This window comes from Parabacteroides sp. AF39-10AC, from assembly GCF_003635405.1.
Classification (GTDB): domain Bacteria; phylum Bacteroidota; class Bacteroidia; order Bacteroidales; family Tannerellaceae; genus Parabacteroides; species Parabacteroides distasonis.
The window spans coordinates 32314-55808 of sequence record NZ_QTLP01000003.1 but is presented as its reverse complement, the minus strand read 5'-3'; the positions used below and the strand labels follow the sequence as shown (position 1 = coordinate 55808).

The 23495-nt window shown below is 43.7% G+C and carries 14 protein-coding genes, 3 tRNA genes and 1 pseudogene; 11 read left to right on the top strand and 7 right to left on the bottom strand.

Annotated features, from left to right (window positions below; genetic code table 11):
* Positions 1-33 precede the first annotated feature (33 nt).
* The 8 genes and pseudogenes from DW033_RS03610 to DW033_RS03575 all read left to right on the top strand — a co-directional run bounded on the left by DW033_RS03610 (position 34) and on the right by DW033_RS03575 (position 13533).
* Positions 34-2034: a fructose-1,6-bisphosphatase gene (locus tag DW033_RS03610; RefSeq protein WP_005859099.1), complete on the top strand. Its 2001-nt coding sequence runs from the start codon at positions 34-36 to the stop codon at positions 2032-2034.
* 410 nt (positions 2035-2444) lie between these two features.
* Positions 2445-5423, top strand: a complete 2979-nt coding sequence (locus DW033_RS03605; RefSeq protein WP_122380968.1) for a TonB-dependent receptor — start codon at positions 2445-2447, stop codon at positions 5421-5423.
* A 21-nt stretch (positions 5424-5444) separates the two neighbouring features.
* Complete coding sequence (locus DW033_RS03600; RefSeq protein ID WP_057326570.1) at positions 5445-7010, top strand: RagB/SusD family nutrient uptake outer membrane protein; 1566 nt, start codon at positions 5445-5447, stop codon at positions 7008-7010.
* A 1143-nt stretch (positions 7011-8153) separates the two neighbouring features.
* A pseudogene (locus DW033_RS03595) lies at positions 8154-9401 on the top strand (AAA family ATPase); the annotation flags it as partial.
* Positions 9402-9449: 48 nt separating this feature from the next.
* Entirely contained in the window at positions 9450-10484 is a 1035-nt protein-coding gene (locus tag DW033_RS03590) for an iron ABC transporter permease (protein ID WP_048928125.1), read from the top strand.
* Positions 10485-10489: 5 nt separating this feature from the next.
* Complete coding sequence (locus DW033_RS03585) at positions 10490-11494, top strand: ABC transporter ATP-binding protein (RefSeq protein WP_048928126.1); 1005 nt, start codon at positions 10490-10492, stop codon at positions 11492-11494.
* 14 nt (positions 11495-11508) lie between these two features.
* Positions 11509-12855, top strand: a complete 1347-nt coding sequence (locus DW033_RS03580; RefSeq protein WP_122382455.1) for an MATE family efflux transporter — start codon at positions 11509-11511, stop codon at positions 12853-12855.
* An 84-nt stretch (positions 12856-12939) separates the two neighbouring features.
* Entirely contained in the window at positions 12940-13533 is a 594-nt protein-coding gene (locus tag DW033_RS03575) for a DUF4251 domain-containing protein (RefSeq protein ID WP_005859017.1), read from the top strand.
* 78 nt (positions 13534-13611) lie between these two features.
* Here DW033_RS03575 and DW033_RS03570 read toward each other — a convergent pair whose 3' ends face one another.
* Together DW033_RS03570 and DW033_RS03565 are read right to left on the bottom strand one after the other, a co-directional pair.
* Positions 13612-15360 (bottom strand): RagB/SusD family nutrient uptake outer membrane protein, encoded by a 1749-nt coding sequence (locus tag DW033_RS03570; protein ID WP_122144018.1) that lies wholly within the window; start codon positions 15358-15360, stop codon positions 13612-13614.
* Positions 15361-15387: 27 nt separating this feature from the next.
* Positions 15388-18714: a TonB-dependent receptor gene (locus DW033_RS03565; RefSeq protein ID WP_122144017.1), complete on the bottom strand. Its 3327-nt coding sequence runs from the start codon at positions 18712-18714 to the stop codon at positions 15388-15390.
* A 396-nt stretch (positions 18715-19110) separates the two neighbouring features.
* Here DW033_RS03565 and DW033_RS03560 point away from each other — a divergent pair, with 396 nt between their 5' ends.
* The 3 genes from DW033_RS03560 to gltA all read left to right on the top strand — a co-directional run bounded on the left by DW033_RS03560 (position 19111) and on the right by gltA (position 21876).
* Complete coding sequence (locus DW033_RS03560) at positions 19111-19497, top strand: co-chaperone GroES family protein (protein ID WP_005859009.1); 387 nt, start codon at positions 19111-19113, stop codon at positions 19495-19497.
* Positions 19498-19588: 91 nt separating this feature from the next.
* Positions 19589-20386 (top strand): sulfide/dihydroorotate dehydrogenase-like FAD/NAD-binding protein, encoded by a 798-nt coding sequence (locus tag DW033_RS03555; protein WP_034531562.1) that lies wholly within the window; start codon positions 19589-19591, stop codon positions 20384-20386.
* A gap of 20 nt (positions 20387-20406) precedes the next feature.
* Complete coding sequence (gene gltA / locus DW033_RS03550) at positions 20407-21876, top strand: NADPH-dependent glutamate synthase (RefSeq protein WP_005867881.1); 1470 nt, start codon at positions 20407-20409, stop codon at positions 21874-21876.
* Positions 21877-21969: 93 nt separating this feature from the next.
* On the opposite strand, the gene DW033_RS03545 is transcribed toward gltA, so the two are convergent.
* From DW033_RS03545 to DW033_RS03525, 5 genes are all read right to left on the bottom strand, one after another.
* On the bottom strand, positions 21970-22353 hold the full coding sequence (locus tag DW033_RS03545; RefSeq protein WP_005859003.1) for a DUF3037 domain-containing protein: 384 nt from the start codon (positions 22351-22353) through the stop codon (positions 21970-21972).
* Positions 22331-23113 (bottom strand): HipA family kinase, encoded by a 783-nt coding sequence (locus DW033_RS03540; RefSeq protein ID WP_005859001.1) that lies wholly within the window; start codon positions 23111-23113, stop codon positions 22331-22333. Before DW033_RS03540 ends, DW033_RS03545 begins: the two co-directional genes overlap by 23 nt.
* A 92-nt stretch (positions 23114-23205) precedes the next feature.
* Positions 23206-23278, bottom strand: a tRNA-Gly gene (locus DW033_RS03535).
* A gap of 15 nt (positions 23279-23293) precedes the next feature.
* A tRNA-Leu gene (locus DW033_RS03530) sits at positions 23294-23378 on the bottom strand.
* Between the two features lie 23 nt (positions 23379-23401).
* Positions 23402-23474, bottom strand: a tRNA-Gly gene (locus DW033_RS03525).
* Positions 23475-23495 lie beyond the last annotated feature (21 nt).

Below are 23495 nucleotides of genomic sequence, written 5' to 3'. Positions count from 1 at the left end.
TCTATTTATATTCGCGTATAAATAAGAGATAAGATGACAAAAGATATTATAGCCGAATCTGTACAAAATGATTTACGGTATTTGCAATTGTTGGCACGGAGTTTCCCGACGATCGCGGATGCCAGTACGGAGATCATTAATCTGGAAGCGATCTTGAACCTACCGAAGGGTACGGAGCACTTCTTGAGTGATTTACATGGCGAGGATCAAGCCTTTAGCCATGTGCTGAGAAACGCTTCCGGTGCCGTAAAGCGCAAGGTGAACGAGATTTTCAGTAATACGCTCCGGGAATCCGAGAAGAAGGAGCTTTGTTCCTTGATTTATTATCCAGAGGATAAGCTGGAACTGATCAAGAGTCAAGAGCAAGATCTGGAAGATTGGTACCAAGTGACCTTGAATCAATTGGTACGTGTTTGCCGGAACGTGTCCTCCAAATACACCCGTTCGAAAGTACGTAAGGCTTTACCCAAGGAGTTCTCCTATATTATTCAGGAGTTATTGCACGAGTCTTCCGTAGAGCCGAATAAATCCGCTTATGTGGATCAGATTATTTGTACGATCATCTCCACGGGACGTGCGGACGATTTCATTATCGCTATGTGTAACTTGATCCAACGGTTGACAATCGACCTGTTACATATCATCGGCGATATTTACGATCGGGGTCCGGGCGCTCATCTGATCATGGATATCCTTTGCGATTACCATAATTTCGATGTTCAATGGGGTAATCATGATATCTTATGGATGGGAGCCGCTTCCGGTAATTTGGTAAGTATCGCCAACGTGATTCGTATGTGTTTACGCTTTGGTAATATGGCTACCTTAGAAGATGGATATGGCATCAATCTTTTGCCGTTGGCCACTTTCGCGATGGAGGCGTACGGGGATGATCCTTGTGCGTTATTCATGCCGAAAACAAAGTTCGCCGATAATGCAATGGATGAGAAGACCACCCGTTTGATCGCCCAGATGCACAAGGCGATCACCATCATCCAGTTCAAGCTGGAGGGTGAGATCATCCGCCGTCGTCCGGAGTTTGAGATGGATGACCGGATGTTGTTGCACCATATCGATCTGAAGCGGGGAGTGGTTCATATCGATGGAAAGGATTATACGCTTAAAGATACTAACTGGCCTACTTTAGACCCGAAAGATCCGTATCGTCTTTCTATTGAGGAGGAGGATTTGATCCGAAAGATCTTGCATTCTTTTGAGAGCAGCGAGAAGATGAAAAAGCATATGCGTTGTTTCTTCCGGCATGGGGGAATGTATCAGGTTTGTAATTCCAATTTACTGTTTCATGCCTCTATCCCGATGAATCCGGATGGGACGTTTAAGTCAGTACGTATCTTGGGGCAGGATTATAAGGGCCGTGCTTTGTTGGACCGTGTAGACCAACTGATCCGTACGGCTTATTTCAAGACCGGGGAGCAGGAAGAAGTGGAATATGCGCATGATTATATCTGGTATCTTTGGGGCGGCAAGGACTCTCCGTTATTCGATAAAAGCAAGATGGCTACTTTCGAGCGTGCCTTTATCGAAGAGGCCGAGACTCATAAGGAGGAAAAAGGCGCTTATTATACGTTACGAGAGCAAGAGGAAATTTGTGATAAGATATTGGATGAGTTTGGGGTGACCGGTATGCATCGGCATATCATCAACGGACATGTCCCTGTCCGTTCCAATCAAGGTGAGAATCCCATTAAGGCGAATGGCAAGATGTTGGTAATCGATGGCGGTTTCTCCCGTCCGTATCATTTGGAAACCGGTATCGCGGGCTATACATTAGTATATCACTCCCGTGGTTTCCAGCTTGTGCAACACGAACCCTTCGAATCCCGGGCGAAAGCGATCGAGGAAGGCTTGGATATCAAATCCACTACGATCGTGGTAGAATTAAGCTCCCATCGCCAGATGGTGAAAGATACGGATAAGGGTGCGGATCTTCAAAGCCAGATCAAGGACTTGGAGAAACTGCTTTATGCGTATCGGAATGGGTTGATAAAGGAGAAGGAGAGGATGGAAAGATAGATTCCTTACGATTTTTCTTGCTAAATATAAGATGAAAGAGGCCTGAGCTTATCAGACCTCTTTTCTTTTTAGGAATTTAGACATAGTTTGACGTGTTGTTTCAGTTTAACGATAGTCCATCTAGAACTATTGCCTAGAACGACATTTTTCCTATTTTGTTGATTCATGATAAGTTCGCTATTGTTCTTGTAGAAAATAAGGATATGGTATCATTGAAGTATGCTTGGTTGCATCTGAGTATCACATGTTGAACACCTAAACAAATCAATTGATTTAATGAAACATGCAGAATTGCGGTAATGTTTTTTATATAAACATGGCTTATTTTAAAAAAATAAGTTATATTTGCCTCGAAAATTCTCAATTGTGTTTGTGAATTCAATGATTGTTAACCTAAAAATTAAGTAATTATGCAACGAAAGAAAACTTTTGATTCTTTCAGACGCTGTAAGGTAGCGATACTTTCAGTGTTGATGTCTCTTTGCATGACAGCGGCCTTTGCCCAATCTGGCGCTGTTAAAGGAAAAGTTCTAGATGAACTTGGTGAACCCATCATCGGTGCGAACATCGTGGAAAAGGGTACTACCAATGGTACGATTACCGATATTGACGGTAATTACACGCTTACGCTTAACGACTTGAAAAAAGCCGTTCTTCAATTTTCATTTATTGGTTATAACACTTTAGAGGAAGGGGTTAAAGGACGTAAGACTGTTGAAGTTAAATTGGCTCCTTCTGTGGTAAACTTAGGCGAGGTTGTCGCTATCGGTTACGGTACGCAGACTCGTAAGGAAATTACAGGATCTGTAGCAAATGTTTCGGAGGAGAATTTTAATAAAGGTATTACTCGTGATGCGTCCGATTTGTTGCAAGGTAAGGTAGCCGGTTTGACGATTACATCTGGCTCGGGCGACGTGACCCGTAGCTCCCAAATCCGTTTACGTGGTACATCAACCTTGCAGAATGACCAAGGCCCAATGATCGTGATCGATGGTGTTCCGGGTGGTGATATGTCCACTGTATCTCCTACGGATATCGAGTCTATCTCCGTATTGAAGGATGCCTCTTCTGCGGCAATCTACGGTTCTCGTGCGGCCGGTGGTGTTATTTTGATTACGACTAAGAGAGGCTCCGGATCTAAAACTCAGATCAACTATGATGGTTATGTGACCATGGATATAGTAGCTAACAAACCTGATATGTTAAATGCTTCTGAATGGAAAGCGCTAAATAAAGAGCTAGGTAAGGATATAAGTGTATTCGATGGCTATAATAATGACACTGATTGGTTTGATGAAGTTCTTCGTACAGGAGTTTCGCAAAATCATTCTATTTCAATGTCCGGTGGAGGTTCAAAGAATAATTATCGTGCGTCTTATACTTATTTGGATCGTACTGGTATTGTTCGTGATAACTGGATGAAACGCCATAGTTTCCGTTTCCAGTTCCAACAACGCGCTATTAATGACCGTTTGCGTATTGGTTTAACCGGTGCTGCAACATTGACAGACATGCAAATGCCGTTCCAAACAAACTTTATTTACGCATATAATATGTCTCCAGTTTTGGCTCCGTTTAATGAAGATGGTTCTTACTTTATTCGTAATGATGGTTATGATCAAGGTAACCCTGTACAGAACCAGGATCAGAACTATAAAAAGAATAGTAATGTGTATTTTTATGGTCAGGGAGATCTTCAGTTTGATATTATTGATGGATTGAATGTTAAGGCTAATTTATATAAAAGTCGTTTCTCTAATGATTATAGTGAATGGCAGGATCCTGCTAACCGTATTGGTGTTGATGCTGGTAATGGTTTGGCTATTCGGCGTTCAAGAGCATGGAACCGCGAATTAATGGAGTGGACTTTGAATTATAATAAAGCTTTTGGTTCGGAAGAACAACATAAAATTGATGCGATTATAGGTTATTCATGGGAGGATAATCAGTACTCTAGTCATGAGGCAAAGGTCTTAGACTTCGCTGTTAGTTCAATGGGTGCTAATAATTTGCAAACAGGCAATAAATTGGATGTAGGTAATGTAAAGTCTGATAAAAATGATTATAAATTGATCTCTATGTTTGCTCGTGCCCATTATAGTTATAAAGAGCGTTATATGATTACAGCAACAGTTCGCCGAGATGGCTCCTCTAAGTTTGGAGCTAATAACAAATGGGGTACATTCCCTTCAGTTTCCGCAGCTTGGGGTATTTCAGAGGAAGCTTTTATGCAAGATGTTAATTGGCTTACGGATTTGAAATTACGTGCAGGTTATGGTATAACAGGAAATCAAGATGGCTTACAACCTTATAAATCAATTGAGCTTTACGAGGCAAAAGGTACATACTATAGTGATGGCTCTCAATTGACCGCATTTAGGGTTTCACAGAACGCTAATCCTGACTTGAAATGGGAGTCTACTGCGATGTTTAATGTTGGTATCGATTTTCAATTATTTAATGGACGTCTTGGTGGTACGATAGAATACTATGACAAGAAAACTTCTGATATGTTGTATCGTTATAAAGTACCTACTCCAACGTACGTATATAGTACAATTCAAGCGAATGTGGGTGACATGAGCAATAAGGGTATTGAAGTTATGTTGAATTTGGATGTTATTCGTAATAAGACTTTCAATTGGAATACTTCTATTAATCTATCTCATAACAAGAACAAGATCACGAAGCTGTCTAATGACTTGTATTCAACAAGCCGTATTTATACAGGAGATCCTTGGATCAGAGGTGCTTCGGGTGTGACTTCGCATGTAATTGAAGAAGGTCGCCCGGTAGGTCAGTTCTTTATGCTGAAATGTGATGGTATTGATGAGAATGGTAAGTATATCATCGAAGATATCAATGGTGATGGACAGATAACGGATGATGACCGTACATATGTAGGTGACGCTCAACCTGATTTGACATTCGGATGGAATAACTCGTTCTCATGGAAAAATTGGGATGCTAGTTTCTTTATACGTGGAACAATCGGTAATAAGGTTTTGGATAATCCACGTGCAGCCTATGCGAATAATACTTATTTGAGCGGTGCAAATGCGATGAATGATGAACTTACTTATAAATTGCGTGAGAACTCTCGTGTATGTTCTTATTATGTAGAAAATGGCTCATTCGCTCGTTTGGATAATATGTCTATCGGATACACATTTAATACTAAAAAGATTGACTGGTTAGACAAAGCACGTATTTATGTTGCCGCCCAGAATTTATTCGTGATTACAGGTTACAAAGGATTGGATCCTGAGGTAGAACTGTTCCGTGGTCAGGCAAGTGATGATGATGCTGGCTTGTCTCCGGGTATTGAACCTCGTGATTACATGCCGAAATCTCGCTCATTTACATTTGGTGTTAACTTAACATTCTAATAAAAATAAGGAAAATATATTATGAAACGAAAAACTATATTATCATTTCTTACTGGTGCGGCTTTACTATGTTCTATGCCGTCCTGTATGAATTTGGACGAGGAAGTATACGATAAACTACCTGCTGAAAATTTTGGCAATACAACTACTGAAATTAACGCCTTGGTTGGTACGGTTTATAATACGTTAAAAAAATATTCCGGAGACTATATGATCCTCGCAGAAAATTCTGGTTCGTCAACAGTGAACGTAACTCGTAATGGAGGTGACTGGTATGATGGGGGACAGTACCGTGAAGTTTATATGCATACATGGACTGCGAATACTAGTTGTGTAAAAAGTTGTTGGAGTATAGGTTCGGAATGTATTGGTACGTGTAATGCGACAATCGAGGTTTTGAAAAATTCAACTTTATTGAGTGATGCGGAGAAAACATCTAAAGTTGCGGAAATTCGTGGGGTCCGGGCTTTCTGGATTTATTCAATGATGGATTTCTTTGGAAATATTCCATTGGTTGTTGATTATAATGATAAGGAATTACCAACTTGCAAATCTCGTCAAGAGGTATTTGATTGGCTGATAACAGAGTTGAATGCTTTAGCTACAGAAGCTCCTGATTACGATACAAAAAAATATGGAACTTTTACTAAAGGGACAGCTTATACGATTTTAGCTAAGATGTACCAAAATGCGGAGGCTTGGGGTGTTAATATCTCCGAGAATGCTAACAGTAAAGTTATAGAATACTGCGATAAGGTAATGGCAATGCCATACATATTGGAGCCTAATTGGAAAACAAACTTTGATCCCAATAATAATACTTCTAAAGAAGCTATCTTTGCGGCGTCTTATTCAAGTACAGATACAGAGGATCAAAATGTTCTTTATAGACGTACGTTGCATTATAAGCAAGGTTTGGCTCTAGGAGCTAGTATTAGTGTTTGGAATGGCATTTGTGCTCAGCCAGACTATGTTAAATTATTCAATGAGGATGATCCTCGTTATGAAGGTACTTATTTAATCGGCCAACAGTATGATATCTCAACCGGGGAAAAAATTATTACAGACGAGAATCGCCCGCTGGATTATACTGTAGATATTAGTATTATTCCGGGTTCTGAATTGGATGGAACTAAGTGGGGAGCTGTTTATCAAGACCAAGGAGCTCGTTGTCAAAAATGGACGTATGAGAAATCTTTATCTACGGCAATGGAGAACGATTTCCATCTATTTCGTTTAGCGGATATTTATTTAATGAAAGCAGAAGCTTTGCTTCGTAGTGGAGGTAGTGTTGCTGAAGCGACAAATTTAGTCAATGCTATTCGTGAACGCGCTTATGGAAATAACACCCATAATTATTCAACCATAACGTTGAAGGAGGTCCAATTGGAGCGCCGTTTAGAGTTGGCTTGGGAAGGTTTTTCTCGTCAGGATGATATTCGTTTTGGCTGTTTTACTAAAGGAATGTGGACTGAATCCAATTGTGAAAGAAAAACAGATGATTATTTAAAAATATTCCCTGTTTCTCAAGACGCATGGCAAACCAATCCAAACTTGGTTCAGAATCCGGGTTATGCAAGTTTCTAAACAGGAATCTTAGATGAGGCGTAAGCTTCATCTAAGATCTTTAAAATTAAATATTATGAAAAAGGTAATTTATTTTGCGTTAGCTTCCTTCGCTTGTACGTTAGTTGCGTTTGCAGTAAAACCAGTTTCCTGTTGTTAATATAGTAGATGAGGCTCGTGTGATTTACAATGTGGAAGGTTGGTATGAGGCGTCTACCGGATCTTCTACTTTCTCAATTGGAAGTAATTTGCATATTCCTGCAGGAACAACGGCGATTTCTGTTTATATTACTTCTCCAGTACTTACCTCCTATACATTATACATCAACTATTAAGGACTTGATTATAGGTTCTTCAAATAATCATGTAACCTTGAATTGCGCAGGTACAGGATTTAGTAGTATAATTGGAACGAGTATTGATGTAAGTGGCTATTGTCCGGCAACAGGGCAGAATGAGACTTTTCATATAGCCTTTTTGCCCTCTTTTTGATATTAGTAAATTAGATGCATAAATAAGAGGTTGTCTCATAAAAGTGAACCCGATAGATTGGGGGTTAAATTAAACATTCTACATTTTTAATGGGCTCGGTATTCTATCGGGCTCATTTTTATACCAGTTGATATATTTCTTCAAGTTCTTGTGTCTGTGTTGCGATTTGTTATGCTCTTTTAAAGAAGCTAGCTTTATTTTGACTGACTATACCTAAATTTTCTGGTTCTTCTTTAATTTAGTAGAAGAGCTAGTTGAGTCGTAAAATGTGTTTGTGAAATATGTCTGGTATACAGTTGATTAAGTCACTCGTAAAAGGCTTTCCAAGTGATTAGTTATTCACTTCCCAAGCCGTAAGCTAACGGCTAGGTATAGCCGTTAGTTATTCACTCGACAAGCCGTTAGTTATTCACTTCAACAGCCAAAAATAGTGTGCTTCTCAACGACCAAAGCATCTCCTTTTGAGAGAATGGAACTGTAAGCAAAATATTGAAATGAATGACTTGATCGAGTTTTATCGAACCAAAACAACAGACAGATGCATTCGTTTGTGAACTAAACTTGAATAAATGCATTTGCAAACATTGTGGTTGCTCTTTTTTCTAAATATTAGTGCTTATTGCAAGGAATAGACTAACTTTGCCTACAACAAGTATAAAAGTTATCCAGTATATGAGTCAAGTGAAAGGAATCCCTTACGGATTATCAGATTTCAATCGAATAAGGAATGGTAATTTCTATTTCGTGGATAAAACGATGTACCTTCCGCTTATCGAGAAGATACCTAGCTATCTTTTCTTGATCCGTCCGAGACGGTTTGGCAAGAGCGTATTCCTAAGCATGATGCGTACGTATTATGATATATTGCGTCAGGATGATTTTGATGCATATTTTGGAGATCTCTGGATTGGTACGCATCCAACCGGTGAAAGGAATAAGTATCAGGTACTTTATTTCGATTTCTCTAAAGCGGGCTGTTCGATGCCGGGAGCGGACCTGATGACAAGTTTCAATGATTATTGCGGCTTAATCATTAATCAGTTCGCGCATGTGTACGCAGCTTATTATGACGCTGATTTTAAGGAGACCGTCGAGCATATAGAAAGCGCAAAGTCTAAGCTGGCTTACATAGAGGTAAAAGCGAAGGAAAAGGGATATCCCCTGTATCTCATTATAGATGAGTACGACAACTTTACCAATGTGATATTGAGTGAGCATGGGCAGCGAATGTTTCATGACTTGACTCACGCCAGTGGTTTCTACCGGGAGTATTTCAAACAATTCAAGGGAATGTTTGACCGTATATTCATGATGGGGGTAAGCCCTGTGACGCTGGATGATTTGTCGAGTGGATATAATATAGACTGGAATATCTCGGTAGATCCTCGTTTTAATGCCATGATGGGTTTTGATGAAACGGATGTTCGTGAGATGTTCCGTTATTATCAGCAAAACGATATGCTCAAAGGGGATGCTGAGGCTATGATTACGGAAATGAAGCCTTGGTATGATAATTACTGTTTCGCAAGAGAGAGCTTGGGTGACGATCGGATTTTTAACTGTGATATGACTTTGTATTATTCACGTTGGCAAGTTGATTTTCATTGTTCCCCGGGAGAAATGGCCGATAAGAATATCCGAACGGACTATAGTAAGCTGAAGATGCTGGCACGTATTGATCGTGACTTCGTACAGGAGGAAAATCGTATGGGTATCATCGAGGAAATCGCGGCAAAGGGAGAGATCTTGGTGGACTTACATACATCCTTTCCTGCCGAACGGGTAACGGATATAGATAATTTCCGTAGTCTACTTTATTATTACGGTTTGCTTACGATGTGTGGTACTCGAGGCGATCGTTTAAGAATGTGTATTCCTAATAATTGCGTACGTGAGCGATATTCTGTTTTTCTCCGGGAGGTAGGGAGAAGTATAACATAACTCCGCTTTTTTGTATACCTTCGCGCCATGAACAAACAAGCGCTGCTTTTTTATCCGTTGTTGGGGGTGGTTCTTTTGGTGCTCTTTGTGGGAGGGCTGGCGTATGGGGCCGTACCGATTCCTTTGGATCACGTGATGGATATTTTACTGGGGAAGGGATCTGATAAGATCGCATGGCAGAATATCGTGTTGCAATCTCGTTTACCACAGGCGATAACCGCACTGTTGGCGGGGGCTTCACTGGCTACGAGTGGGCTGTTGTTGCAAACCTTATTCCGGAATCCGTTGGCCGGACCCTCTATATTAGGTATCAGTGATGGGGCTAATCTGGGAGTGGCCGCTATCATGTTGTATTTTGGAGGTACGCTGGGGCAGTTTACGGATTGGCCGGTCAGCGGATATATGGCGGTGATTCTTGCTGCGTTCGTAGGGGCTTGCGTGATCTTGGGATTGATTATCTATTTCTCTGCGAAGGTGAAGAACAATGTCATGCTCTTGATTATCGGTATAATGATCGGCTATCTGGCCTCGTCGGTTATCTCTATACTGAACTATTATTCCTCGACAGATAGGGTACATGCTTTCGTGATGTGGGGACTGGGCAATTTCTCGGGGGTATCCTTGGAACAATTGCCTTTCTTCGGGACTTGCGCATTGATCGGGTTGCTGTTGGCTGTCTTGCTGATAAAGCCTCTGAATGCCTTGTTGCTGGGAGAGATGTATGCCGCTAATCTGGGTATACGGATCAAGCGGGCACGAATAGCCATCCTTTTATGTACGGGGATATTGACCGCTACGACTACCGCTTTCTGCGGACCGATCTCTTTTATCGGATTAGCGGTTCCGCATATCTCACGGCTGATGCTTGGTTCTTCCAATCATAAGATATTGGTGCCGATAACGATGTTGACGGGCTCCTGTATCGCCTTGCTTTGTAATTTATTGATGGTCGTACCGGGAAGCAACACGATTTTACCCTTGAATGCGGTGACACCTATGCTGGGTGCGCCGGTTATTATCTATGTAATCGTAAACCGGAAGAATATTCAATATTTTAATTAGTGGTTATGGAAAGGATTCCAGTTATAAGGACAAAAAATCTGAGTATTGGATATGTTTTGAAAGGTGGACACCTAAAGTTGGTGCATGATGCCCTCGACTTGAATTTATATCCGGGCGAGGTGACTTGCCTTCTCGGGTTGAATGGTGCGGGAAAGTCTACCTTATTGCGTACGCTGTGCGGTTTCCAGCCCTCTCTAGGGGGCGAGATCGAATTGAAAGGAAAGCCGTTGGCCTCTTACTCGCAAGGTGATTTTTCCCGGATGGTAGGTGTTGTTCTCACGGAGAAAACGAATGCCGGCGGAATAACGGTTTACGAGTTGGTCTCTTTAGGAAGACATCCTTACACGGGATTCTTCGGCCAGTTGAGGCAGGACGACCGGAGGATTATCGAAGAGTCGTTGGCTGCTGCCGGGATTGCCCATAAAGCACGCAATTATGTGTCGGAATTAAGCGATGGCGAACGGCAGAAGGCCATGATCGCTAAAGCTTTGGCTCAGCAATGCCCGATAATCTTGCTGGATGAACCGACCGCCTTTCTGGATGTGACAAGCCGGATTGAGACCATGGTTCTCTTGCATAAGTTGGCAGTGGAACAACAAAAGGCGATTCTCTTATCAACGCATGATCTGGATTTAGCGATCCAGCTGGGGGATTGCCTGTGGCTGCAAGAGAAAAAACGTCCGATGGCATGTGGAACGCCGGAGGACTTGATTATGGGAGGGTCGTTTGAGACATTCTTCAGTAAGGAAGGAATAGTGTTTGATCCGAATACCGGAAAATTGAATACGGTAGCGCCTACTGTTCCGATCGGGGTAGAGGGAGATTTCATGGTTTCTTATTGGGTGGGGAATGCCTTGATCCGGAATGGATTTAAACCCTCCCCGGTGAATAAGGATTCTATAAATGTTTATTGTGAGGCACCGGATCGCCTGCGTATCCAATTACCCAATGGGGATGTAAAGATTGCGACAAGTATGGCGGAGATGGTCTCATGGATTCAAATCTTATAAGAAACGAGTTTGTTATGACAAATGAAATTACATGGCGGCTGGAAAATGAGAATATAGGCCGTTTGTTGGTACATTACGCGATTCCCGCCGTTATCGGGACCATGGTTAATGCTCTTTATAATATCGTAGATCGTATATTTATCGGACAAGGAGTGGGTGCGCTAGCTATCTCCGGATTGACTTTGACTTTCCCGATACTACTCTTTATGCAGGCATTTGGAATGTTGATCGGCGCGGGAGCCGCTACAAGGGTCTCCATTCATCTAGGCCGTAAGGCGAATGATCTGGCAGATAACGTATTAGGAAACGCTTTCACTTTGACATTCATTATCGGAGCCTTGACGATTATCCCCAGTATGATTTTCTTGGATGATTTGTTAACGTGGTTCGGAGGAAGCGAGCAGACGATACCTTATGCGAAAGACTATTTATATATCGCTATCCCGGGTAATTTGCTGGCTACATTAAGTTTTAGCTTTAATGCCGTGATGCGTGCTTCCGGATATCCGAAAAAGGCGATGTTCACGATGATGATCGGTGCCGTATTGAACGTGATCCTAGACCCGATCTTTATCTTCTGGCTGGATATGGGGATACAGGGTGCCGCTATCGCTACGGTGATCTCCATGGCTGCCGGTGCCGCTTTCGTGATGAGTCATTTTATCAGCAAGGATAGTATCGTACGTTTCCATACGAAATATTTCCGGTTGAAAGGTTCCATTATTTGGAATATATTTACGATCGGCATGTCTCCATTTTCCATGCAGCTGGCGGGCAGTGTGGTTGTGGTGATCATGAACCATGCGTTGAAAGAGAATGGAGGCGATTTGGCGATTGGAGCCAGCGGTATTATTTCCAGTATCGCCATGCTGCTGGTTATGTTGATTATCGGTATCGCCCAAGGGATGCAACCGATTGTCGGGTTTAATCATGGCGCTGGGCATCATGACCGGGTATTGGCTACCTTGCGGTTGTCTATTATAGTATCGACCTTGATTACAGGGGTAGGATGTATCGTCAGTTTATTATTCCCGAGACTGATCGTTAGCGTATTCTCGACGGATGCCGAATTGGTGTCGATTACGGATAATGGATTACGTCTGACGATGCTGGTCTTTTTCGTTGTCGGTTCCCAGATTACGATCAGCCAGTTTTTTCAAAGTATCGGTGTCGCATGGAAAGCGATGTTTCTGAGTCTAAGTCGGCAGGTTTTATTCCTGATACCGGCTATCCTGCTATTTCCTCCGATCTGGGGATTGGAGGGCGTTTGGCTAGCGCAACCTTTCTCCGATTTCATCGCGGCGGTAACCGCATGGGGCTTTTTATGGTATCATGTTAAAAACGTGAAAAATAAGGGTTAAAGATGAACTTATGTCGATGTTAATTGTATTTTTATTGTATGTATAAAAGTACTTTTATAGACAAACCTTTAAAAATGAGTTAATATGAAGAAGATTGTATTATTGCTCGCCGTTTTATTATTTGGTGCAGGGTCGATGATGGCACAGCAGGACAAGTCAGCAGAGAAAGCTGCGAAGCAGGCCGAGAAAGAAGCAAAGAAAGCAGAGAAGGCAGCGAAGAAAGCTGCGGAGGAAGCCGAGGCTAACGCATTGTTTGAACAAGCGGTGCAAGCTTTGAAGAATAAGGATTTCGTATTGGAAGCGGATCGTATAGAGTTTAAGCGCGGTAGTTTTGTTTATGTTACTCCGAACACGAACTTCGTTTCGGTGAAGGGTGAGAAGGCTACCATTCAGTTAGCGTTTAATACTCCGGCGGCCGGTCCTAACGGAATAGGAGGTATAACGGTTGATGGAACAACTTCCGGTGTACAGATGAAGACTGACAAAAAAGGAAACGTTATGTACGAGATGAATGTGCAGGGTGTAGCGGTATCCGCTAGGGTTACGTTCCGTATGGCGAAAGGTACGAATAAATGTACTGCCACGGTATCGCCTAACTTTAATAGCAACCGTATATCCTTTACGGGAAATCTCTATCCTTCGAGCGAGTCGAATGTGTTCAAGGGACGTTCTATTTAATGTAGATACAAAGAATCGTGAAGGCGGACTTTCTTTCGGGAAGCCCGCCTTTCTGTTTATAAGAAGGATGAGATTGGACTATTTCCAAGCATCATTTTGTACCAGATAAGCTTGGCCGTTCTCATCGTTTCCTGCGGTCTGGATCTCTGTCTCGGGAAGCGGGAACATCGTCTTAGAAGCGGTTGGAGCGGATACACCATAGAATTTAGTTAGGTATTGCTTCTCATAATTTATATATGCCGTCAATTCCTTGTTCATATAATCACCTCCCCAACGAACCAGATCGAAAAATCGTTGTCCTTCCATCGCAAGTTCCAGCTTACGTTCCATATGAATCGCCTTGATACAAGTTTCCTTGTTGCTGAATGCGGCGTGACTGGATGGATAAGGTTTCACTAAATAATTGGCGGCAGGCGTTCCGTCTTCCAGATAAATGATATTATCCGGTTTGGCTGCACGTTCACGGATATCGTTTACTTGCTGCATGGCGGCACTTAATTCTCCGTCGTTCGCTAGGCATTCCGCGTATAACAATTTACAATCACGTAAGCATAGATATTGTAAATTCATGGCAGAACCGGGAGCCCAGCCGGATGAATAGGTGGAGCCAGCTAATCCGGCATCCTGTTCCGCTTTGCTATAGACATGCTTTTTCGGTAGGAATACACCACCGCTACTTACATTTCGTATCCAATCATTAGCAGGCAATCCCCAATCTTTATAGGGAATCTCCATACGTCCTACGGCGAAATCTAAACGAGGGTCCACGGCGATTGTTTTATCATTCTTAGAGATGTAATCATAATCGGTAACACGTTCTGTTACGGATTTTTTATTTCTGTACTCTCCGTCAAGATAAGGAAGTCCGTTTTCGTCTACTTGGAATGAGTTTACCAGTTCGTAAGAGGGTTGATAAAATCCGCAACATCCACCGGGGCCTGTGTTATGAGGATAATTCAGTAAAAATCCGTAATTCCCGTTATTATTGGCTCCGACAGAGAATTGTACCTCAAAAATAGACTCTTTCCCATTTTCGGTAGTTGCGTTAAAATTTGCGTCCAGATCATCTTGTAAGGCTAATCTCTCTCCTTTAGGGCTTAATCCGTTTGCGATAATATCGGCCAAGATCGGTTTGGCGGCTGTCATATCACCTTGTTGCATTAGTATTTTAGCCTTTAACGCTTTTGCCGCTGTTTTCGTAGGGCGTGCCACTTCGGTCTGTTTTTCGGGTAATCCTTCGATGGCCGCTTCTACATCTGCTAAAATATTAGGATAGATGTCCGTACCGTTATGAACTTTCGGGTCATTTTCTTCAGCGGCGATCGTCTCGTCGATATAGGGCATGCCGGTCGGTCCGAAAATCTTTACCCCTTCGAACATGAATAGGGCACGTAAGAATTTTAGCTCCGCAGTCCGGTAGGCCTTGGTTGTCTCATCCATGTCTGCCGCTTCTTTCATCACATTGAGTGCTAAGTTGCAACGTTGTGCTCCATAATATGCGTCTTTCCACTTATTCTGTAAATAGTCGTTTGTGGCCGTGACGGCATACGTCTCTACGGAGTTCAATACGGATTGGTCATTGGATTCGGAGCCTTTATTAGCGTCACCTCCGTATACACCACCGAATACCCAATTGAACATATTGTCATATCCGGTCGGCCGGGTCAAACCGGCATAAGCGTTGACCACCAATAACTCAACCCCTTCAGCATTTGTTAATGCTTCTTGGTCAATACTGCCTTGAGGAGCTTTATATAGAAAATCCTCACCGCAAGAACTCAAGGTAAATAAAGCAACTGCGCTTATTATTAATATTTTATGTCTCATACTAGTCGTTTTTATAGTAAAATGGATTTAGAAAGTAAAATTCACGCCCAATAAGAATCGCATAGTTGTAGGCCAGCCTCCCATATCGACTCCTCTTTTTAAGTCTACACGTCCGGCTCCGTCGGTGTCAGAATCGCTTTGCCGTAAATAGGCGTTGGTAAACTCTGGGTCCAAGCCTGTATATCCGGTGACCGTAAGGATATTCTCGGCTTGTAAATACAGGCGGAGATTCTGGATACCAGCCTTCTTGAGTAATTCCTTAGGCAAGGAATATCCCAATACGAGATTTTTCAGGCGTAAGAAGGAGGCGTCTTCTACGTAATAAGAGCTAGAATAAGCTCCGGAATAGTTATCTTCCGTATTCAGCATAGGAAGGATAGCATTACTGTTATCGCCATTCAATGTCCATGATTGATCTCTGAGGCGTGAGGATTTATTACCGTTGAAAGTCCAGAAATCGGTAAAATATTTTGTGTTATTATATAAGTCATTGCCGATAGAGAAGTTCCAGAACATAGTAAAGTCCCAGTTTTTCCATGTTAACGTGGCGTTGAGGCCTCCGGTTAAGTCCGGATGAGGAGAGCCGATAAAGGTCCGGTCGCTATCATCCAATTTGCCGTCTCCGTTCAAGTCCTCAAAACGGAAGCGGCCGACATAAGCGGCAGCGTCTGCCTCTGTGATATCACTTTGTCCGAATGGCTTGGTTGCCATAACATCGGCTACGGACTCATAAAAACCATTTTGCTTCAACCCCCAGAATTCAGACACGGCATGTCCTTTTGTCGTACGGGTTACGTATCCTTCGATGCGCGTACCGCTAGCCCATAGAGAATAATCGTCAGCTTCTGCGAGTTTCAAGACCTCATTTTTATAATGGGATAAATTCAAGGATAGATCCCATGCCCAGTCTCCTTTTCGGTCACGGTAATTAAACATGAAGTCGAAACCGGTGTTCTTTATATCTCCGAAGTTGATATAAGGGCTTCCGGATTCTCCGGCCATCGAGGTGTAGGCCGCTTGTATCAACATATTGGATGTCTTCTTCGTATACCATTCGAATGAACCGCTGAATTTACCATTCAGGAAGGTTGCGTCCAGACCCAAGTTGACCATCTTGGTCATTTCCCATTTCGTATCAGTGTTACCGTAGGTACTGAGGCGGAATCCGGTTGTCTCGCTATTGTTCGCTCCGGTCATGTCGTAATTCGTATAGGAGGTGCTGGTCGTGAACAAATTGGCGAAATTAGTTGCGACAGGAATCTCTGAGTTACCCGTGACGCCGTAACCGGCTCGTATCTTTAAGTCGTCCAGCCAATCTCGGCTTGGTTCCATAAATGCCTCCTCTGACATACGCCAACCGGCGGAGATAGATGGAAAGACTCCGTAACGATTATTTTCCGAGAAACGGGAAACACCGTCCCGGCGGATAATACCGGTTAATAGATACTTATCCTTATATCCATAGTCTGCACGGGCAAACATACCAAATAGCGCGAATTCTCCATTGTAAGTGGAAGAGTTGGTACGTTGGCTATTGTTCTCGCCCATATCCAAGGTGTATGTATTGGTATTGTCTTCGAATAAATAGTTATATCTACGTGCGTTGAGGGATCTGCCTAAACCGTCCCGAATAGCCTCTGTTCCCAATAAGATGTTCAAGGAATGGATCTCATTGAATGTCCGGCTGAAAGATAACGTGTTGGTCCAAACCCAACGATAATTAAAGTAATTACTTTCGTAAAAGTTATTTTGACCGCCGGACTCGGAGAACTCCGGGTTGTTTTTAGTCATCGAGTAAGAATAGTCATTACGATAATCGATACCGAAGTTTGTTTTAAAAGTCAGTCCAGTCCATAGGTCTGCCTCTCCATATACGTTGCCAAATACACGTTGGGTAGTGGCATAATTATCCTTATTTCTTTCACGAATAGCTACAGGATTCTGGAAATTGCCGGTCCCGGCGAATAAGGAGCCTGCATAATTGCCCGCATAGTCATAAACCGGTACATAAGGAGAGGCCCGATAAGTCCATGAGTAGATGTTGGACTCTGTACCTGAGAAGCTAAGTCCGTTGTTTTTGCTAAAACTATAAGTTAGGTTCTCTCCGAATCGCAACCATGGGCGGACGTTATACGATGAATTAGCACGTGCTTGATAGCGTGTGAAATAAGATTCGATAGCGGTACCTTGCTGGTCGAAATAGTTCATGCTCATGGTGTATTGCCCTTTATCGGTACCTCCAGACAAGGACAACTGGTGATTCTGCATCCAACCGAGTTGGCTGATTTCATCCCACCAGTTCGTATCGCCTACGGGCGCATAGACTACGTTGTTCGCTTGATCGTAATCGCTAGGATCGATGGAGGTGCTACCACCGGCGCCGGTTACGGTCATGTAATTGGGTAGATGATTAACCCAAGAGTCGGAAGTACTTCCGAATTGCTGGTGGTAAGGTAATTCTCCATTGGCGCTGGCTCCCGTTAGGTCCAGATTGTTTTTCGAGGCTTGCCATTCGACATCAATACGGTCATAAGCGTTTAAGACGTCATAGCGTTTACCTGTTTTAGAGAAACCGTAATATCCGTCATAGGTTAATCTCGGTTGTCCCGTTTTTGTTCCTTTCTTGGTCGTGATTAAAATGACGCCATTCGCTGCTTGCGCTCCGTAGATCGCTGCGGAGGAGGCGTCTTTCAATACTTGCATACTCTCGATGTCATTGGGATTGATAGAGCTTAGGTCTTGGTCACGAGTGGATACGCCATCGATAACATACAAAGGTCCGTTGTCATTGATGGAATTAATACCTCGGATGCGTACCATCGTGGCTGAACCGGGAGCACCGGAGGTACCGATGTTTACGCCCGCCGCTTTACCTTGCAACTGTTGTGTAGCGGAAGAACCGGAAGACGCCAATAGCTCTTCGGTATCGATAACCGCTACGGAACCTGTGATGTCCTTTTTCTGTTGGGTACCGTAACCGACAACGACTACCTCGTCTAGATTTTGGGTGTCTTCCTTTAAGATAATGTTCATGACGTTCCCGCTTGCAGGTGTTTGTTGAGTTACGTACCCGATGTAAGAGATGACCAGAATGGCATTCGGCTCTACTTCTAATACGTATTTACCATCCAGATCGGTGATCGTTCCGTTCGTGGTACCCTTTACGACTACGTTAACACCTAATAGGGGCTCTCCTTTAGCGTCGGTGATCGTACCCGTTATTTTCCGGGATTGTTGCGTAACGGAGGTTTCCGCTTTTAATACGGAACTTTGCGGTATGATAGCACCGCCTGCCAATAAAAAGCATAAGGCCAATCCTAGCCTGCTTTTAAAGATCGCATGTCTGTGTTTCATAATAAATAGATTAATAAAGTCTAGTAAAATGAGGCAATATTAAGGTTTGTTTAGACGAAGACCAATAAAAATCAATGAATGCCTTTATCTATTCGGTGAAAAAGCCTTTTTAATCGGCGAACAACTTTTGGTGGAATTCTTTTGTTTTTTATCCGTCTGGGCAAAGAAAAAGGACACCGGCAGGTGTCCTTTTCTTTAATGTTTACCTATTCTGCCGGTCTGTATGATGAACCGGTTTGTTAGGGCTTTCACAAGTCCTAACGGTGCAAATGTAAATTAAGGAGAGAAGTATAAAAAATAGAATCAGTGAACTGGCGGAATTATTCGATGAACAGGGTTTTTTGTTCGGTAAACTTTCCGTAAGTTCGCGAAATAAAAATTTAACATCTTATAATCATGCAACTATCCATAGATCAAAAAGACATCGATAAATTTCTGATGATAGGCGATAAAGTATTGATCAAGCCTAAGAATCCACAGAGCCAGACTAAGACCGGATTGTATCTGCCTCCCTCGGTTCAACAAGGGGAGAAGATACAAGCGGGTTATATCATAAAGACGGGGCCCGGATATCCGTTGCCTTCTCAATCTGAGGAGCATGAGGTCTGGGAGAAAAAGAAAGGGGAGGAGGTGCAATACTTGCCGCTTCAAGCCCGTGAAGGTGATTTGGCTGTCTATTTGCAGAATGCCGCTTACGAGATCAATTTTAATGACGAGAAGTTCTTGATTGTCCCTCATTCCGCTATTTTGATGTTAGTGCGTGATGAAGGTTTGTTTGAATAAAGCCTTTTGTTAAGGAAAATAGGGCTATATTCACTTTTTTATCTTATTTTTGCCAGCAAAACAAGACAAACTATCAACAGTAGCGATTATAATGAATAAGATTGTAAGTAAAGAACATTTCTCAGCCAACGTGGTGAAGCTGGAAGTCGAGGCTCCTTTGATCGCCCGCTCCCGCAAGGCCGGTCACTTCGTGATCGTGAAGGTTGGCGAAAAAGGCGAACGTATACCTCTTACCATTGCCGGGGCGGATACCGAGAAAGGTACCATCACCTTGGTGATCCAAGCGGTAGGCGGCTCATCCCGTAAAATCTGTGAATTGAATGAGGGTGACTATATCACGGATGTGGTGGGTCCGTTAGGGCAGGCTACCCATATCGAGAAGGTTGGAACGGTTGTTTGTGCCGGTGGTGGCGTAGGTGTCGCTCCGTTGTTGCCGATCGTGGAGGCTTTCCATAAGGCAGGAAATCGTGTGATCGTCGTATTGGCGGCCCGTACCAAGGACTTGGTGATCCTTGAGGAGCAGATGCGCCAAAACTCGGATGAGGTAATTATCATGACGGATGATGGCTCTCTGGGTACGAAAGGCTTGGTGACGAATGGTGTGGAGAGCGTGATCAACCGGGAGAGGGTAGATTTATGCGTTACGATCGGTCCGGCTATTATGATGAAATTCGTTTCCGCTCTTACAAAGAAATACGAGATTCCTACCGTAGCTTCCTTGAATACGATCATGGTGGACGGAACGGGTATGTGTGGTGCTTGCCGTATCACGGTAGGCGGGAAGACCAAGTTCGTTTGTGTGGACGGACCGGAGTTCGATGCTCATCAAGTGGATTTTGATGAGATGATCATGCGCCTCGGCGCTTATAAGGATATAGAGAAGAAATAACGAAACCACGTAATTGAATCATGACAACAGAAGAATTAATCGCTGCTCGTCGTGCCGAACCTTGGCGGGAGGCGCTTCGCAAAAGCAAGAAAAATAAAGAACGTGCGGATATTCCCCGTGTGAAGATGAACGAGTTGGACCCGGAATACCGGAGTCGTACCCGTTTGGAGGAAGTTAACTTAGGCTTGACAAAAGAACAGGCCATGCAAGAGGCCGAGCGCTGTCTGGATTGTCCGAATCCTACTTGTATGCAGGGATGTCCGGTAAATATCAATATACCTACTTTTATCAAGAATATCGAGCGTGGGGAATTCTTGGAGGCAGCTAAGACTTTGAAGGAGACAAGTGCCCTGCCCGCTGTTTGCGGTCGTGTATGTCCGCAGGAGAAACAATGTGAGAGCAAGTGTATCCATTTGAAAATGGGTAAGGAAGCGGTTGCCATTGGCTACTTGGAACGTTTCGCCGCTGATTACGAACGTGAGAGCGGTAATATCTCGGTTCCGGAGATCGCGGAGAAGAACGGTATCAAGATTGCCGTGGTAGGTTCCGGTCCTGCCGGATTGTCTTTTGCCGGAGATATGGCGAAGCGTGGATATGATGTGACTGTGTTCGAGGCATTGCATGAGATCGGTGGTGTATTGAAATATGGTATCCCGGAGTTCCGCCTACCGAATAAGATCGTGGACGTGGAGATTGATGGCCTTCGGAAGATGGGCGTACAGTTTGAGAAAGATTGTATCGTGGGCAAGACAATCAGTTATGATGATTTGCATGCGGATGGCTTTAAGGGCGTGTTTGTGGCAAGTGGCGCCGGTCTGCCTAACTTTATGAACATTCCGGGTGAGAACTTTGTGGGCGTGATGTCGTCCAACGAGTATTTGACCCGTGTAAACTTGATGGATGCGGCGAATCCGGAAAGTGATACGCCGGTGCTACAAGGGAAGAAGGTGGCCGTGATCGGAGGTGGCAATACAGCTATGGACTCTGTCCGTACTGCTCGCCGTCTGGGCGCTGAGCGTGCTATGATTGTCTACCGTCGTAGCGAGGAGGAGATGCCCGCTCGTTTGGAAGAGGTGAAACATGCGAAGGAAGAAGGTGTAGAGTTCTTGACGCTTCATAATCCGATTGAATATATAGGAGATGAAAGAGGTCGTGTTAAGCAGATGCGCTTGCAGAAGATGGAGCTAGGTGAGGCGGATGCCTCTGGTCGCCGTCGTCCGGTACCTATCGAGGGAGCTATCGAAACAATCGATGTGGATGAGGTGATCGTTAGCGTCGGTGTATCTCCGAATCCATTAATACCCCGCGCCTTTGGAGGTTTGGAGGTGAGCAAGAAGGGTACGATCGTAGTGGAGGAAGACAGTATGCGCTCCGCTTTAGGCGATGTGTATGCCGGTGGTGACATCGTTCGTGGTGGAGCTACCGTGATTCTGGCGATGGGAGACGGTCGTAAGGCCGCCGCCGCTATGGATGCGGACTTAAGAGGATAAGTATAATATCTATTAGTTCTATAAGGAAAGACGGGTTGTTTGGACGATCCGTCTTTTTTCTTTTATCGTGATACGGAGATTTATGTTTATTATCTATAAGACTAATTCTTGAAATAATCTCTCAAATGTCTGTTCTAGATCGTTGGAAAAACCGGGATGTGGACGCGAGGTTTGGATAGAGGCACTTCTTATGGCGGTAAGCCAACGAAAGCGCTCCGGAATATCTAGGCTGGCTATAGGACCTCCATCCTTCGCGCCGGAACATATCTTATCGAAAACGTGGAGATTCGTACACAAAGATTCCTTATCTATATCTGATGTGAACAGACGAAGTTTCTCCTCGTCTACATGATAGCGAGCCTTGATGAATTTAGGCCGTTTACAGAACATGATAAGGCCTACATTGATAAACTCCTCCCGTTCGATTTTCGGCACGATACGGATTACGGCATATTCATATAAGTGTTTGTCTTGCATGTCGAGCTTCATTTATAAACGTGTCAGAATGGGCGATTCGGTCAATTAAGAACCGGATATATACATCACGTATCTCTTGAGGCGTACCGGGACTATCGTTCCAATGCAACCAATCGTCGGGTACTAGACCTACGATCTCACGAATTTTCTCTTCCGTTAAGATACGTTTGAAATCTTTGTTTACTTCCTCCAGCAGCGTCGCTTGTGGCAATAATACATGATCCTTGATATGGATGAAAGGGCCGATCGCATGTTTTTGCCAATTTACCCATGAGAAATGGAAAAATAAGGAAGCTCCATGATCGATGAGCCAAAGTTCTTTATTCCATATCAACATATTCGTATTCCGGACCGTGCGGTCTATATTTGTCAAAAGAGCATCGAGCCATACGACTTGTGAGGCGAGTTTGGGATCTACACGATTGACTACCGGATCGAAAGTCAAGGCTCCGGATAAAAAATGTAATCCCAGATTGAGCCCTTGACTTGCTTGTAGTAAGTCTTGTATCTCCTCGTCACCTTCCGACCGCCCGAAAGCCTCGTCAAGATTCAGGAAGACCAATTCCGGTACATGGAAACCCAAGCAACGAGCGATCTCACCTCCGATCAACTCGGCTATCAAGGCTTTTGTCCCATGTCCGGCCCCCCGGAACTTAACGACATATTTAAACTCATCGTCTGCCTCCGCTAAAGCAGGCAATGATCCGCCTTCCCGCAGAGGCATGATATATCGGGTAACATTCGCTGTACGTAATTCCATAACCCTCACTTTAATTGAAGATAAAGATACGATTATATTTTAGAAATAAAAAGCCCCGCTATTCTTTCGAACAGCGAGGCCTTTTGGAAGCGAGCGGAAGACGGGACTCGAACCCGCGACCCTAACCTTGGCAAGGTTATGCTCTACCAACTGAGCTACTTCCGCAATTAAATTAGATCGTACTCGAAGCGGGACTTGAACCCGCACAGCCGCAATGGCCAAAGGATTTTAAGTCCTTCGTGTCTACCGATTCCACCATTCGAGCATCCACCTCTTCTCTAAGAGTTGAGCGGAAGACGGGACTCGAACCCGCGACCCTAACCTTGGCAAGGTTATGCTCTACCAACTGAGCTACTTCCGCATTGTTTGTTTCTCTTTTGCG

What these genes read in the sequence shown, in the direction of transcription:
- DW033_RS03610 (WP_005859099.1), top strand. Translation starts at nt 34, where the DNA reads ATGACAAAAGATATTATAGCCGAATCTGTACAAAATGATTTACGGTAT.
- DW033_RS03605 (WP_122380968.1), top strand. Translation starts at nt 2,445, where the DNA reads ATGCAACGAAAGAAAACTTTTGATTCTTTCAGACGCTGTAAGGTAGCG.
- DW033_RS03600 (WP_057326570.1), top strand. Translation starts at nt 5,445, where the DNA reads ATGAAACGAAAAACTATATTATCATTTCTTACTGGTGCGGCTTTACTA.
- DW033_RS03590 (WP_048928125.1), top strand. Translation starts at nt 9,450, where the DNA reads ATGAACAAACAAGCGCTGCTTTTTTATCCGTTGTTGGGGGTGGTTCTT.
- DW033_RS03585 (WP_048928126.1), top strand. Translation starts at nt 10,490, where the DNA reads ATGGAAAGGATTCCAGTTATAAGGACAAAAAATCTGAGTATTGGATAT.
- DW033_RS03580 (WP_122382455.1), top strand. Translation starts at nt 11,509, where the DNA reads ATGACAAATGAAATTACATGGCGGCTGGAAAATGAGAATATAGGCCGT.
- DW033_RS03575 (WP_005859017.1), top strand. Translation starts at nt 12,940, where the DNA reads ATGAAGAAGATTGTATTATTGCTCGCCGTTTTATTATTTGGTGCAGGG.
- DW033_RS03570 (WP_122144018.1), bottom strand. Translation starts at nt 15,360, where the DNA reads ATGAGACATAAAATATTAATAATAAGCGCAGTTGCTTTATTTACCTTG.
- DW033_RS03565 (WP_122144017.1), bottom strand. Translation starts at nt 18,714, where the DNA reads ATGAAACACAGACATGCGATCTTTAAAAGCAGGCTAGGATTGGCCTTA.
- DW033_RS03560 (WP_005859009.1), top strand. Translation starts at nt 19,111, where the DNA reads ATGCAACTATCCATAGATCAAAAAGACATCGATAAATTTCTGATGATA.
- DW033_RS03555 (WP_034531562.1), top strand. Translation starts at nt 19,589, where the DNA reads ATGAATAAGATTGTAAGTAAAGAACATTTCTCAGCCAACGTGGTGAAG.
- gltA (WP_005867881.1), top strand. Translation starts at nt 20,407, where the DNA reads ATGACAACAGAAGAATTAATCGCTGCTCGTCGTGCCGAACCTTGGCGG.
- DW033_RS03545 (WP_005859003.1), bottom strand. Translation starts at nt 22,353, where the DNA reads ATGCAAGACAAACACTTATATGAATATGCCGTAATCCGTATCGTGCCG.
- DW033_RS03540 (WP_005859001.1), bottom strand. Translation starts at nt 23,113, where the DNA reads ATGGAATTACGTACAGCGAATGTTACCCGATATATCATGCCTCTGCGG.